This window comes from Kribbella sp. VKM Ac-2571 (assembly GCF_004362255.1).
GTDB lineage: Bacteria > Actinomycetota > Actinomycetes > Propionibacteriales > Kribbellaceae > Kribbella > Kribbella pratensis.
Genome location: NZ_SNWS01000013.1, coordinates 89,222 through 103,219, shown reverse-complemented (window position 1 = coordinate 103,219; position 13,998 = coordinate 89,222). Strand labels below are relative to the sequence as shown.

Annotated in this window: 13 protein-coding genes, 1 tRNA gene and 1 pseudogene; 4 read left to right on the top strand and 11 right to left on the bottom strand. The window is 69.3% G+C overall.

What is annotated here, in order from left to right:
* Nucleotides 1-6: 6 nt before the first annotated feature.
* The 6 genes from thrC to EV651_RS26850 all read right to left on the bottom strand — a co-directional run bounded on the left by thrC (nt 7) and on the right by EV651_RS26850 (nt 6,265).
* Nucleotides 7-1,071, bottom strand: a complete 1,065-nt coding sequence (gene thrC, locus EV651_RS26875) for a threonine synthase (RefSeq protein ID WP_133788030.1) — start codon at nt 1,069-1,071, stop codon at nt 7-9.
* A gap of 5 nt (nt 1,072-1,076) precedes the next feature.
* A complete protein-coding gene (locus EV651_RS26870) occupies nt 1,077-2,384 on the bottom strand; it encodes a homoserine dehydrogenase (protein ID WP_133788029.1) in 1,308 nt (435 codons plus the stop codon).
* Nucleotides 2,381-3,787 (bottom strand): diaminopimelate decarboxylase, encoded by a 1,407-nt coding sequence (gene lysA / locus EV651_RS26865; RefSeq protein ID WP_133788028.1) that lies wholly within the window; start codon nt 3,785-3,787, stop codon nt 2,381-2,383. Before lysA ends, EV651_RS26870 begins: the two co-directional genes overlap by 4 nt.
* Complete coding sequence (argS, locus tag EV651_RS26860) at nt 3,784-5,442, bottom strand: arginine--tRNA ligase (protein ID WP_133788027.1); 1,659 nt, start codon at nt 5,440-5,442, stop codon at nt 3,784-3,786. Before argS ends, lysA begins: the two co-directional genes overlap by 4 nt.
* A 62-nt stretch (nt 5,443-5,504) precedes the next feature.
* Nucleotides 5,505-6,035, bottom strand: coding sequence for a hypothetical protein (locus EV651_RS26855; RefSeq protein ID WP_133788026.1), 531 nt, complete (start codon nt 6,033-6,035; stop codon nt 5,505-5,507).
* Nucleotides 6,036-6,079: 44 nt separating this feature from the next.
* Nucleotides 6,080-6,265: a PspC domain-containing protein gene (locus tag EV651_RS26850; RefSeq protein ID WP_133788025.1), complete on the bottom strand. Its 186-nt coding sequence runs from the start codon at nt 6,263-6,265 to the stop codon at nt 6,080-6,082.
* 196 nt (nt 6,266-6,461) lie between these two features.
* Between EV651_RS26850 and EV651_RS26845 the strand changes: the two genes are divergently transcribed.
* A tRNA-Arg gene (locus EV651_RS26845) sits at nt 6,462-6,533 on the top strand.
* Nucleotides 6,534-6,810: 277 nt separating this feature from the next.
* Here the strand turns inward: EV651_RS26845 and EV651_RS43375 are convergent.
* From EV651_RS43375 to EV651_RS26820, 5 genes and pseudogenes are all read right to left on the bottom strand, one after another.
* Nucleotides 6,811-6,894 (bottom strand): annotated as a pseudogene (locus EV651_RS43375) (hypothetical protein); the annotation flags it as partial.
* Between the two features lie 76 nt (nt 6,895-6,970).
* On the bottom strand, nt 6,971-7,900 hold the full coding sequence (locus EV651_RS26835; protein WP_133788024.1) for an SDR family NAD(P)-dependent oxidoreductase: 930 nt from the start codon (nt 7,898-7,900) through the stop codon (nt 6,971-6,973).
* Nucleotides 7,897-8,334, bottom strand: a complete 438-nt coding sequence (locus tag EV651_RS26830; RefSeq protein WP_133788023.1) for an SRPBCC family protein — start codon at nt 8,332-8,334, stop codon at nt 7,897-7,899. The genes EV651_RS26835 and EV651_RS26830 overlap by 4 nt, the downstream gene beginning before the upstream one ends.
* Complete coding sequence (locus EV651_RS26825) at nt 8,331-9,803, bottom strand: SDR family oxidoreductase (RefSeq protein WP_133788022.1); 1,473 nt, start codon at nt 9,801-9,803, stop codon at nt 8,331-8,333. The genes EV651_RS26830 and EV651_RS26825 overlap by 4 nt, the downstream gene beginning before the upstream one ends.
* Nucleotides 9,800-10,678: a cobalamin B12-binding domain-containing protein gene (locus EV651_RS26820; protein WP_133788021.1), complete on the bottom strand. Its 879-nt coding sequence runs from the start codon at nt 10,676-10,678 to the stop codon at nt 9,800-9,802. Before EV651_RS26820 ends, EV651_RS26825 begins: the two co-directional genes overlap by 4 nt.
* A gap of 96 nt (nt 10,679-10,774) precedes the next feature.
* On the opposite strand from EV651_RS26820, the gene EV651_RS26815 reads away from it, so the two are divergent.
* Genes EV651_RS26815 through EV651_RS26805 form a run of 3 tightly spaced genes read left to right on the top strand, consistent with a single transcriptional unit; the run spans nt 10,775 to nt 13,994 of the window.
* Entirely contained in the window at nt 10,775-12,022 is a 1,248-nt protein-coding gene (locus EV651_RS26815) for an NAD(P)/FAD-dependent oxidoreductase (protein ID WP_133788020.1), read from the top strand.
* Nucleotides 12,019-12,753 (top strand): DUF1365 domain-containing protein, encoded by a 735-nt coding sequence (locus EV651_RS26810; RefSeq protein WP_238157214.1) that lies wholly within the window; start codon nt 12,019-12,021, stop codon nt 12,751-12,753. The genes EV651_RS26815 and EV651_RS26810 overlap by 4 nt, the downstream gene beginning before the upstream one ends.
* Nucleotides 12,750-13,994, top strand: coding sequence for a cyclopropane-fatty-acyl-phospholipid synthase family protein (locus EV651_RS26805; RefSeq protein ID WP_133788019.1), 1,245 nt, complete (start codon nt 12,750-12,752; stop codon nt 13,992-13,994). Before EV651_RS26810 ends, EV651_RS26805 begins: the two co-directional genes overlap by 4 nt.
* Nucleotides 13,995-13,998: the final 4 nt, after the last annotated feature.

The window sequence follows — 13,998 nt, the reverse complement described above, 5'->3', positions numbered from 1 at the left end:
ATGGGATCAGGCGAGGCCGGCGATGCGGGCAACGGCGTCGGTGTCCGCCGGTGTGACGGGCGGTTCCTCGAAGGTCGCGTGGGCGAGCGCGGTGTCGATGTCCTTGAGGCCGTGGCCCGTGACGGTGATCACGACCGTCGAACCGCCCGGCAACCAGCCCTGCGCCTTGGCGTGCAGCAGCCCGGCGACGCCGGCCGCCGAACCCGGCTCCACGAAGACGCCTTCGCGGGACGCGAGTTCACGCTGCGCGGTCAAGATCTGCTCGTCGGTGACCATTTCGATCCGGCCGCCGGACTCGTCCCGCGCGGCCTCGGCCAGCGTCCACGACGCCGGGTTCCCGACCCGGATCGCGGTCGCGGCGGTCTCGGGATGCTCGACGATCTTCTTGCGCACGATCGGAGCGGCACCTTCGGCCTGGAAACCCCACAGGCGCGGTGTCCTGGTGGCCAGCTTGTCCTTGGCGTACTCCTGGTAGCCCTTCCAGTACGCCGAGATGTTGCCCGCATTGCCGACCGGCATCAGATGCAGATCCGGCGCATCGCCCAGTGCGTCGCAGACCTCGAAGGACGCGGTCTTCTGCCCTTCCAGCCGGACCGGGTTGACCGAGTTCACCAGGGCGACCGGGTAGTTCTTGCCCAGCTCGCGGACGATCCGCAGGCAGTCGTCGAACCCGCCGTCGATCTGCACCAGCTTCGCGCCGTGCACGACCGCCTGGGCCAGCTTGCCCTTCGCGATCCGGCCGGCCGGGATCACCACCAGCGGCAGCATCCCGGCGCGGACGGCGTACGCCGCGGCCGACGCCGAGGTGTTGCCCGTCGAGGCGCAGACGACCGCCTTGTCACCGGCCTGTGCGGCCAGCGAGATCGCGACCGTCATCCCGCGGTCCTTGAACGAGCCGGTCGGGTTGTTGCCCTCGACCTTGAGCCAGACCTCGCAGCCGGACTGCTCGCTCAGCCACTGCGCGGCCACCAGCGGCGTTCCGCCCTCGCCGAGCGTGACGACCGGGGTGTCTGCCGACACCGGCAACCGGTCACGATATTCCTCGATCACGCCACGCCACTGGTGAACCATTGTTGTTACTCGCCTTCTACCCGCATCACACTGCTGACTTCACGGACGATGTCCATGTCCCGCAAGGACTCCACGGTCGCGGACAACGCGGCGTCGGTCGCGGTGTGGGTGACCACCACCAATTGCGCGTCACTGCCCCGGCCCTCCTGGCGGACGGTCTGGATGGACACGTCGTGCTCGGAGAAGGCCTGGGCCACCGCCGCGAGCACACCGGCCTTGTCGGCCACGTCCAGCGACACGTGGTAGCGGGTCATCGCGTCGCCCATCGGCCGCACGGCCCGCTGGGTGTACGACGACTCGCCGACCCCCGGCACACCCTTGAGCCGGTTGCGCGCGGCGGACACCAGATCCCCGAGGACTGCACTGGCCGTCGGGGCGCCGCCGGCACCACGACCATAGAACATCAGCCGGCCGGCCGCCTTACTCTCCACGAAAACGGCGTTGTACGCGTCCCGGACACTGGCCAGCGGATGGCTGACCGGGATCATCGCCGGGTACACCCGCGCGCTCACCGAATCGGTCGCCTCGTCCAGCTCGCAGATCGCCAGCGACTTCACCACACAGCCCATCTCGCGGGCCGACGCGATGTCGGTCGCGGTCACCTCGGTGATGCCCTCGCGGTGCACGTCGGCGATCGAGACCCTGGTGTGGAACGCCAGGCTGGCCAGCAGCGCGGCCTTCGCGGCGGCGTCGAAACCCTCGATGTCCGCGGTCGGGTCCGCCTCGGCGTACCCGAGCGCCTGGGCCTCCTCGAGCGCCTCGTCGAAGCCGGCGCCGGTGCTGTCCATCTTGTCGAGGATGAAGTTCGTGGTGCCGTTGACGATCCCCATCACCCGGGTCACGTCGTCACCGGCGAGCGACTCGCGCAGCGGCCGCAGGATCGGGATCGCGCCGGCGACAGCGGCCTCGAAGTACAGGTCGCGCTGGTACTTCTCCGCGGCGGCGAACAGCGTCGGGCCGTCCTCGGCGAGCAGTGCCTTGTTCGCCGTGACGACCGAGGCGCCGTGCTCGAGCGCGGTCAGGATCAGGCTGCGGGCGGGTTCGAGACCGCCGATCACCTCGATCACCAGGTCCAGGTCGCCGCGGGAGACCAGGGCCCGGGCATCGGTGGTGATGAGGTCCGGGTCGACGGCGATGTCACGGGCGCGGCCGGGACGCCGTACGGCGATGCCCGCGATCTCCAGCGGGGCGCCGACGCGGGCCGCGAGATGGTCCGCCTGCTCGGTCAGGATCCGCACCACTTCGGTGCCGACCACTCCGCAACCGAGCAGGCCTACCTTGAGAGGCTTCTCGTCGTTCACGGTGTCGTTCATTCGGCGGCCCCCATGTCGAGTGCAAGCAGGTCGTCTTCGGTCTCACGGCGTACGACGACGCGCATGTGGCCGTCCTTGACCGCGATCACCGGTGGCCGCGGCACGTGGTTGTAGTTGCTCGCCATCGACCGGCAGTACGCGCCGGTGCCGGGGACGGCGATCAGGTCGTCCGGCTGGACGTCGGAGGGCAGGAACTCGTCCTTCACGACGATGTCGCCGGACTCGCAGTGCTTGCCGACCACGCGAGCCAACGTCGGCGGGGTGTCGGAGTATCGGTTGGCGAGCGTGCAGGAGTAGTCGGCGTCGTACAGCGCGGTGCGGATGTTGTCGCTCATCCCGCCGTCCACGGACACGTACGTCCGGGCGGCGCCGGCGTCCAGCTCGACCTCCTTGACCGTACCGACCGAGTAGACCGTGCACATCGCCGGGCCGACGATCGCGCGGCCGGGCTCGATCGACACCTTCGGCATCTCGACGTCGAACGCACGGCACTCGTGCTCGACGATCTTGCCCATCTCGGTGGCCAGCTGCGCCGGGTCCGACGGGTCGTCCTGCGTGGTGTACGCGATCCCGAAGCCGCCGCCCAGGTCGAGCTCCGGCATGTCGACGCCGAGTTCGTCGGAAACCCTTGCGTGCAAGGCGATCACGCGCTTCGCGGCCACCTCGAACCCGGACGAGTCGAAGATCTGCGAGCCGATGTGCGAGTGCAGGCCGAGCAGCTCGAGCTCCGGGGATTCGTTGACCCGGGCAACGGCTTCGAAGGCGGCGCCGGAGGTGATCGAGAACCCGAACTTCTGGTCCTCGTGCGCGGTCGCGATGTACTCGTGGGTGTGCGCCTCGACGCCCGCGGTGACCCGGATCATCACCGGCGCGACCACGTTGCGTTCGGCGGCGAGCTCGATCAGCCGGGTGATCTCGTGCTGCGAGTCGACGATGATCCTGCCGACGCCGGCGTCCAGTGCGCGGGCCAGCTCGGACACGGACTTGTTGTTGCCGTGGAACCCCAACCGCCTGGGATCGGCGCCCGCCCGGAGCGCGACCGCCAGCTCTCCCCCGCTGCAGATGTCGAGGTTCAGGCCCTCTTCCATCACCCAGCGGACGACCGTCGTACACAGGAACGCCTTGCCGGCGTAGTAGACGTCGAAGTCCTTGAAGGCGTGCTTGAAGGCGCGCGCCCGGGAACGGAAGTCGTCCTCGTCCAGCACGTACGCCGGGCTGCCGTGCTCGGCGACCAGGTCCCGGACGTCGACGCCGCCGACCTCGAGGGCGCCTTCACCGTTCTTCTTGGCCGTGTACGACCAGAGCGCCGTGACCAGGTCGTTGGGATCACGCGGCGCGCGCAGCCACTGCGGCGCCCGGTGGCCGATGTCGGCGTGCAGCGCGCCCGCCTCGTGCGCCCTCACATCCGCTCCGGTGCGGAGACGCCGAGCAGGTCGAGCCCGTTGGCGAGCACGGTCCGGGTCGCGGAGACCAGGGTGAGACGAGCCTTGTGCACCGGCTCCACCTCCTCGTCGCCGCGTGGCAGCACGCGGCAGCTGTCGTAGAACTTGTGGAATGCGGACGCGGTGTCCTCGAGGTACCGCGCGACGCGGTGCGGCTCGCGCAGCTCCGCGGCAGTCGCGACGACCCGCGGGAACTCGGCCAGCGCGCGGAGCAGGTCGCCCTCACGCTCGTGGCTGAGCAGGCCGGGATCGAACTCGTCGAGCTTGACGCCGAGCTCGTCGGCGTTCCGGACGATGGATGCCAGGCGGGCGTGGGCGTACTGCACGTAGTACACCGGGTTCTCGCTGGCCTGCCGAGTCATCTCCTCGATGTCCAGGGTCAGCGGCGAATCGGCCGGGTAGCGGCAGAGCGTGTAGCGCAGGGCGTCGACACCGCCCTCCTCGACCAGCTCGGCGAGCGTGACGATGGTGCCGGCCCGCTTGGACAGCTTCATCTCCTCGCCGCCCTTGAGGATCTTCACCAGCTGGCCGATCAGGATCTCGATGTTGTGCTCGGGGTCGTCGCCGGCGCAGGCCGCGATCGCCTTCAGCCGGTTCACGTACCCGTGGTGGTCGGCGCCGAGCATGTAGACACACGTCTCGAAACCACGCTCGCGCTTGTTCACGTAGTACGCCGCGTCGGAGGCGAAGTACGTCGGCTCGCCGTTCGAGCGGATCAGGACGCGGTCCTTGTCGTCGGTGAAGTCCGTGGTCCGCATCCAGAGCGCGTCGTCCGCCTCGTACAGATGCCCCTGATCGCGGAGCTTCTGGATCGCGTGCGGTACGCCGTCCTGCTCGTGCAGGCTGCGCTCCGAGAACCAGACGTCGAACTTGGTCCGGAAATGCTCGAGCTGGTCCTGCTGCTCCTTGAGCTGCCGCTCGTACCCCGCCTCGCGGAACGCGATCACCTGCTCGTCCTCGGGCAGCGTCAGGATGTCCGGCACCTCGGCGACGATCCGCTGCGCGAGCTCGAGGATGTACTCGCCGTGGTACCCGTCCTCGGGGATCTTGTGCCCGTGCGCGGCGGCCTGCAGGCTCGCGCCGAACTTGTCCATCTGGTTGCCGCGGTCGTTGATGTAGAACTCGCGGCTGACGCTCGCCCCCGCGGCGGCCAGCACCCGGGCCAGCGCGTCGCCGACGGCGGCCCAGCGGGTGTGGCCGAGGTGCAGCGGGCCGGTCGGGTTCGCCGAGATGAACTCGAGGTTGATCGCCCGCCCCTGCAGACTGTCGCTGGTGCCGTACGTCGGGCCCGCGTCGAGGATCGCCTGCGCGACCTTGCCCTGGGCGTCGGTCGCGACCCGGAGGTTGATGAAACCGGGGCCGGCGATCTCCACCGCGGTGATGGCCTCGTCGCCCTGCAACTCGGCGGCGAGCAGCTCGGCGAACGCGCGCGGGTTCATCCCTGCCCGCTTGCCCAGTTGCATGGCGACGTTCGTCGCGTAGTCCCCGTGCTCGGGGTTCTTGGGTCGCTCGACCTTCAGCTCGCGCGGCAGCCCACCCTCGACGGTGATCGTGCCGTCGGCGGCGAGCGCGGTCAGGGCCTGCAGGATCTTCTCAGCGAGCTGTTCCGGAGTCACCGCCTCAGCCTAATGGCCGCACCCCCAAACCCTTGACTCACCATCCACAGCCCGGTACGCGGTCAGTGCTGAGCACTCACCGTGACCCGGGCGTTGCGGAGCAATGGAGAATCCCACGGGGCCGGTTTGCCGTCGACGGTGACCTTGAGGGCGGTGCAGGCGTCCGCTAGGCAGTTGGCGTCGTACCGGAGGCCCCAGAGGGTGAAGAACTGGGCGAGGGTGGGGCGTTCGGAGGCGGTCTTGGCCTCGACCCAGACCTGGCCGTCGGTGGCGTGCGTGTGGACGGCGGCCTGCTCGGCGCGGAGCTTGTCGACGCCGATCCCGGCCGGGACCTGCACCGGCTTGCCGTCGACCGTGACCGCGATGTTCAGCGTGTACGGCGACGGGCCGGAGAAGTCGAGCGGCAGCCGTTCGAACCCGGCCTTGTCGATGTACGAGACCGCGTCCCGGGGAGCGTCCCACGGGGGTGCCCCGGTCCGGAGGTCCGCGGCCGCCGGCGGTGCGGGGCCGACCTGACAACCACCCACGACGCTGCTCGCGAGGAGCAGCGCCGCCGCCGTACCGACCGCCCGGCGCCACCTGCCTGCTCTCATGGGAGCCAGGTTGCCATGGGGCGCCAGGCCTGCCGACGACCGGGTCAGCGCTCCGACGGCATGATGATCCAGAGCGCGATGTAGATCAGGAACTGCGGGCCGGGCAGCAGGCAGCTGATCACGAAGATCAGGCGCATCGTGTTGGAGGAGATACCGAACCGGCGAGCCAGACCGGCGCAGACACCGCCGATCCAGCGATCGTTTGACGGGCGGACCAGAGAGCTTGCCATGATGAGTACCGTTTTCCTTTCCACCGTTGGGCTTACGTCCACTATGACGGTGCCCACGGCGGATCTGATCCCCCTTGAGCGGTGTTCCAGGGTCCGCTCAGGGGTCCCCCGTACGACGATGGACGGGGCTCGCACCACACCGGCCCCCAATTCGGGATTTCACCGAACTTCCTGCTACTGTTCTGCACGTTCCTGAGCCCCCGTAGCTCAGGGGATAGAGCACCGCCCTCCGGAGGCGGGTGCGCAGGTTCGAATCCTGCCGGGGGCGCGACCGATCTGGCCGATCTCTGTGCGCAGAAAGCGCGCACATGGATCGGTCGTTGTCTTTTCTGGGGGTGCAACCCCCAGAACCCGCCCGGAGGGGCTTCGCCCCCCGGACCCCCCTTGGGATGTGGTGGGGCGGGGGGTGAGTTGCGGCGGATCCAGCGGATCGCCTCGGCGATGTGGGCCAGCATGCCGTCGGCGAGGCCGATCTGACGGACCAGGGCACCTTGCTCGCCGGTGAGCAGCCGCCAGAGGATCTCCCGGCGGATGCCCGGCACCAGCACGCGGACGTCGTCGGGGCGCTCCGCGATCCGCAGCAGCCGTACGACGGGATCCAGCAACTCGTCACTCGCATCGCTCACCACCAGCCCGCCGTACTGCGCCGGACGGGCCGGTGTCTCCAGCAGCAGCGGCGCGAGCACGCTCACCTGCGCCGGCGAGTCAGCTGATGCCCGCCGCGGTGCGGCAGTAGTCCCAGATTCGCTGTGTGTCGGCTTCGGAGTCCTCGGTGTGGCGGAGGTAGTGGGTGGGGCGGGGCTGGCGGTCGTGCCAGAAGTTGCCTGTGGGCAGCGTTCGGTTGGTCGCGGCCAGCCAGACGGTGGTGTCGGCGCCTTGGGCGGGTGTGCGGAGGAGTGGGCGGGTGAGGTTGGTGAAGAGCGGGAGGGAATCGGTCAGCCCAGGGGTCTGCGACCAGCCGGGGTGCATGGTGGCGATGAAGGTCGGCGCCAGTTCGGCGGCCAGGACGGGAGTCAGCGCGACCTGGATGCGCTTGCTGCGGGCGTACGCCCTTGCGCCGTGGTAGCTGCCGTTGCGGTACTCCGGGTCGTCGACCGGCAGCCGCTGCGTGTACATGCCGCCGGACGCCACGAAGACGACCCGGCCGTCCTCCAGGTGGTCGCGCAGGAGGTCAGTCAGGAGGAGAGGACCGAGTACATGGGTGGCTAGGGTCAGTTCGTGGCCTTGGGGCGATTGTGTACGGCGTGGTGGCATGACGCCGGCGTTGTGGATCAGGGCGTGGATAGGGCCGGTCAGTCCGGCGGCGTAGCGGCGTACGGCGTCCAGGTCGGAGATGTCGCATTCGTCGACAACGAAGGTGGCGGTGGGGACTTCGCTGCGAAGGTCTGCGACTGTGCGGGTGGCCTTGGTGGCGTCTCGGACTACTAGGTGGACTGTCGCGCCGAGGGCGGCTAGGCCTGCGGCGGTGGCTTTGCCCAGGCCGCCTCTTGCACCCGTGACGATGGCAGTCTTGCCGGCCAGGGCATTCGGACGGGGATCGTCGGCGGGCCAGGTCCTGCTCCGGAGGCTATAGCCGAGCTTCGTGTAGCCGGGGATGACCAGGCGGTCCAGGAGCGTGTCCAGAGCGCCGCTCATGCGGCCAGCCTGCCCAGAGCGTTGCGCAGGCCTTCCTCGGCCTCATCACCGAGGCGTTCGAAGGACCTCCGGAGGAACGGTTCGGTGAGCCGGGCGAGACCCTTGAGCTGGAACTCGGCGCGGTAGGTGACCCGCGTGAGGTGGCCCTCGCTGCGGAACGTCATGGTGTCGCGGGAAACGATCGTCCGGTTCTCGCCGCGCAGGACGATCCGGTCGGGTCGGGCATACTCCTCGACCACGTAGGTCAGCTCGGTCTCGCGGCCTTTGAAGCGAGACGTGTTGCGGTACGTCGTACCCTCGCCGCCGTCGCCCTGCAGCAGGACGGTCCGGACCGTGCCGGGATCCCACTCCTCGGTGGTACGGAAGTCAGCCAGGTAGTCGAAGGCGTGCTCGGGTGTGGTCGCGACGGACACGTCGCGTTGGATGACAATCATCGGTTCTCCTCCGCTCGTTCGGCGGCGTGGGCGATGTTGCGCTGCATGCCGCCGAAGACGACGTCGTGGAACGGGCGGATCGCCGCCCAGTACAGCTCTCCCGGCAGACCGCGCGGATGGAACAGCGCGCGCTGCCGGAACTGCGTGCGGCCGTCCTGGCCGGTGCCTACGCGCAGCTCGAGCCACGCCTCACCGGGTAGCCGCATCTCGGCGCGCAGCCGGAGCAGGCGGCCGCGGTCGATGGTCTCGACCCGCCACCAGTCGAGCGGATCGCCGACCGACAGGACGTCGGGATGCAGCCGGCCACGGCGCAGGCCGGGGCCGCCGACGACCCGGTCGAGCAGGCCGCGCGTCCACCAGCCGAGTCGCCATGAGTACCAGCCGCGTCGACCGCCGATGCCCTCGATCACCTTCCAAAGGCACTCCGGCTGTGCGGCGACAGCGCAGTCCCGCTCGTCGACGTAAAGCGAGCCGCCCGACCAGTCCGGGTCGCTCGGGAGCGGGTCGCTCGGCGCGCCCGGTGTCGAGGCGGACGCCCACGACGTACTCACGTCCAGGTCGCGCACCTTCTTCAGCGCGAGCTCGACGGCCTGGTCGAACCCGATCCCGCCGGCCGGCCGCGGCTCGACGTACCGGTCGATGTCGTGGTCCTTGCAGACGACCTCGTGCACCAGGCTGTCGACCAGCGGTCGCGCGATGCCGCTCGGCACCGGCGTGACCAGACCGACCCAATGACTCGAGAGGCCGGGGGTCAGCAGCGGGACCGTCACGATCCGCCGCGGACGCAGGCCCGCCACGGCTGCGTAGCGCTGCATCATCGCGCGATACGTCAGCACGTCCGGTCCGCCGATGTCGAACCCGCGGTTCACGTCGGCCGGCATCCGTGCGGATCCGACCAGGTAGCGCAGTACGTCGCGGACCGCGATCGGCTGGATCCGCGTGTCCAGCCAGCGCGGTGTGACCATCACCGGCAGCCGCTCGGTCAGGTAGCGGAGCATCTCGAACGAGGCCGAGCCGGAACCGATGATCACGGCCGCCCGCAGCACGGTCGTCGGTACGCCGCTCGCGAGCAGGATCTCTCCCACCTCGCGCCGCGAGCCAAGATGCGGCGACAGCTCCTCGTCGTCCGGATGCAGTCCGCCGAGGTAGACGATCCGCCCGACGCCGGACCCGCGGCACGCCGTGCCGAAGGCGAGCGCGGTGCGCCGGTCCCGGACCTCGAACCGCCGGCCGGAGCCCATCGAGTGGATCAGGTAGTACGCGACATCGACGCAGTCCAGTGCTCTCGTCAGAACCGCTGAGTCGGACGCATCGCCTTCCACGACCTCGATCCGGGACCGCCAGGGGCGCGACTCGAGCCGCTGCGGATGCCGGGCCAGGACGCGTACGTCGTACCCGGCCGCCAGTAACTCGGGGACGAGCCGACCGCCGATGTAGCCGGTGGCTCCGGTGACCAGGACTCGAGTCATCGACTCTCCTCCAATCGCTGGGCAGCTGTGACCGGGTCGTCGTCGACGTACTGCGCCCCGACGGCGGCTGCCAGTTCGGCGGATGCACCGCGACCGGCCAGCGCGACCGACCGGCCCTGCGCGAGCCGGACGAGTTCCGGGCGGATCGCGTCGAAGCGGGAGGCATCGGAGGCGGCGAGCATCACCAGGTCGGGTCCAAGTGCGTCGACCATGCGCTGGATGTCGCCCGTCGGGGAGTCGGCGCCGAGGAAGACCACGCGCCAGCCCGAGCGTCGCAGTACCAGGCCGAACGACAGCAGGGCGATGTCGTGCAACTCACCGGGCGGACAGGCCAGCAGGACCCGCGGACCACGGCCGCCACCCCAGCCCGGCGACAGGGAGGCGAGACGGGACCGGATCACGTTGCTCGCAAAGTGTTCCTGGCCGACGGTCACCTCACCGCGGTTCCACCGCTCACCCAACTCATGCAGGTACGGGATCAGCACGTCTCGGATCACCGCCTCGATGGTCAGCGCACCGAACAGCTGGTCCAGCACGACGTGGGCGGCCCGCTCGTCGAGCAGGTCCAGCGCGGCTCGCAGGCTCGCGGCACCGTTGGCCTCGGCCATCCGTACGACGACCGGGTCAGGGGGCGCGGCCGGCTCGGCCAGTACGGCGCGGGCCGCCTCGGCAGCGGACAAGCCCTCGGCAAGGTACGCGCACATTCGCTGCACCCGGCGTACGTCGGCGTCCGAGTACAGCCGGAAGCCACCTGACGAGCGCATCGGAGACAGCAGTCCGTAGCGCGACTCCCACGCCCTCAGGACGTGTTCGCTGACCCCGGCGCGCTTGCTCAGCGCGCCGATCCGAAGTCCGCCCGGCACCGAAGTCTCCATGATCACACAGTATACGAACTTTAGACAGACCTTTGACAAGGGCTAGCCATGTGCTTAATCTCTAGACAAACCTTAGACAACCTGGAGGCCTTGCTCATGACGGAGTCCGTCGCTGTGATCGGCGCCGGCGTATCCGGTCTGACCGCCGCATACCTGCTCGCCCGGCGCTTCGACGTCACGCTGTTCGAGGCCGAACCGCGGCTCGGCGGACACGCCCACACCCACGACGTCACCGACCCGGCCGGACGCCGGCTCGCGATCGACACCGGCTTCATCGTCCACAACGCCCGCACCTATCCCCTGCTGCGCAAGCTGTTCGCCGAGCTCGGTGTCCGGACGCAGCCGACCGAGATGAGCATGAGCATCAGCGACCCGGCAAGCGGGCTGGAGTTCGCCGGCGGGCACGGGGCCGCCGGAATCTTCGCGCAGCGGCGGCGGGTCGTGGACCCGAGCTTCCTCCGGTTGCTCGGCGAGGTCCGCCGCTTCCACGTCCGGGCCACCGGTTACCTGGCCCGGACCGGCGACGACGACCTCACGACGCTCGACGAGTTCCTGAAGGCCGAACGCTTCAGCCCGGCCTTCGTCCGCCGGTACGCCGTACCCGTGGTGTCCTGCGTCTGGTCCTGCGGCGGCAGCTCGGCGCTGGCATACCCGGCGCGCTACCTGTTCCGCTTCCTCGATCACCACGGCATGCTCGCCGTCAGCGGCTCACCGCAATGGCTGACCGTCACCGGCGGCTCCCGGCAGTACGTCGATGCGCTCGCCGGCCGGGTCGGCGCGGTACGCAAGCACAGTCCGGTCCGCGCGGTCCAACGGCATCCGGACGGCGTGACCGTGACTGTTGCCAACGGCACCTTGTCGGAGTTCGACGGGGTGGTGCTGGCGACGCACGCCGACCAGGCGCTCGACCTGCTCGCGGACGCATCGCCCGCGGAGAAGGCAGTACTCGGACAGTTCGAGTACAGCCGCAACACGGCGGTGCTGCACACCGACGTCTCGTTGCTTCCAGCAACCAAGAACGCGCGGGCCTCCTGGAACTACATCATCGGCTCCGCTGCGCCGCTGACGACGTACTGGATGAACAAATTGCAGGGTCTGGAGACCGACGAAACCTACCTCGTCACGCTGAACGGTGCCACGACGGTCGATCCCGCGAAGGTGATCGAGCGGATCGACTACCAGCACCCCGTCTACACCCCGAAGGCAGTCGCCGCGCAGAGCAGGCTGACAGCCCTCAATACCGGCCGGATTGCGTTTGCAGGGGCGTATCACGGCTGGGGATTCCACGAGGACGGCTGTCGCGCCGGTGTCGCCGCGGCCGAGTCCTTCGGGGTCCGCTGGTGACGGTCGCCGGTATGCTCCCCGCACTCCCGGCGATCGTCACCGGCTTCGTCCGGCACGGGCGGCGTATTCCGATCCGCCATGCGTTCCGGTACCGGGTGCACCAGTGGCTGGTCGACCTCGACGACGTACCGCGCCAGCCCTGGTACCTGCGTCCGCTGGCGCGCTTCGACGCCCGCGACCACCTCGGCGGCCACGGCCCGACGATCAAGGCCGACCTCTGTCGCTACCTCGCCGGCGAAGGCATCACGTACGACGGCCGCGTCCTCATGCTGGCCAACGCCCGTACCTTCGGCCACGTCTTCGACCCACTGACCGTCTTCTGGTGCATCGACAGCCCGTACGTCGTCGCAGAGGTGCACAACACGTACGGCGAACGCCACGCCTACCTGCTCCGACCGGATGCGCACGGCACGGCGGAGACCCCGAAGGAGTTCTACGTCTCGCCGTTCAACGACATCTCCGGGCAGTACCGCCTGACCTTCGAGCTCGACCACGACCGGATCCGGGTGCAGGTGAGCCTGTCGCGCGGCGGCCAAACGGTCTTCGGAGCGAGCTTCGAGGGCGTACCGCGCCCTGCTACACGCCGGGCGACTCTGGCGGCCGCCGTACGGACGCCGCTGATGCCGCAGCGGGTGTCCCTCCTGATCCGGCTGAACGGCGTGTGGCTGTGGGCGCGCCGCCTGCCTGTCGTACCGCGCCCGGTGCACCGGCTCCAGAAGGGACTTCGATGAGCGGCCTGACCATCGCCCAACCACTCTGCCTGCGACACCCTCTTCTGCGCCGGCTGTGCGTCCGTGCCCGGATCACCCGGCTGATCGTCGACCGGATCCTCGACCAGGTCCCCGTACGCGCGGTCTACCCGGACGGCACGGTCCGCGGTGGCGGCGGACCGGACGCACCGGTGCTGCGGATCGTCCGTCCGAACGCCCTGTTCGAACGGCTCGCCCACAACCCCAAGATCGGTCTCGGCGAGGCGTACATGGCCGGGGACTGGACTGCGGGCGAGGGCACCGACCTGGGCGACCTGCTGACGCCGTTCGCGGCACGTGTCGCGCAACTCGTGCCGCCGTACCTCTTGCGCTTCCGGCGGGTCGTCGACCGGCGCATCCCCCGTCTGCGGCGCAACACACCGACCGGCGCCCGGGAGAATATCAGTGCGCACTACGACCTCAGCAACGCGCTCTTTGCGGCGTTCCTGGACCCTGGCCTGACGTACAGCTCCGCACTGTTCAAACACGACGTACCGCTGGCTGCTCAGGGGCTTGAGGAGGCTCAGTCCAGGAAGGTCGAACGCATCCTGGACCTGGCCGACGTGGGTCCGGGCAGCCGGGTGCTCGAAGTCGGAATCGGCTGGGGCACGCTGGCGATCGCTGCCGCTCGTCGAGGCGCCAAGGTCACGGGCATCACGTTGTCGACCGAGCAGCTGCGGCTGGCGCAGAAACGCGTCGCTGATGCCGGTCTGGTCGACCGGATCGATCTGCGGCTGCAGGACTACCGTCTGGTGACCGGCTCGTACGACGCCATCGTCAGCGTGGAGATGATCGAGGCGGTCGGCGAGGAGTACTGGCCGGAGTACTTCCGCACGTTGGACCAGCTGCTCGCACCGGGTGGAAGGGTTGCGCTCCAGGCGATCCTGATGGATCACGACCGGATGCTCGCCACCCGGAACTCGTACAGCTGGATCCAGAAGTACATCTTTCCGGGAGGGCTGATCCCGTCCCGCACCGCGATCGACGAGACCGTGGAGCGGCACACCACGTTGACGGTCGACGACGAGCACAGATTCGGTGCGGACTACGCCGAGACGCTCCGCCGGTGGCGGCGGCAGTTCGTCGCCAACTGGCAGGTCGTCCGGGCGGAGGGCTTCGACGAGTCGTTCCGGCGGGCCTGGGAGTACTACCTGGCCTACAGCGAGTCCGGATTCGCCTCCGGCTACCTCGACGTCGCACAGCTCCGGCTCCGACGCCACTGACTCG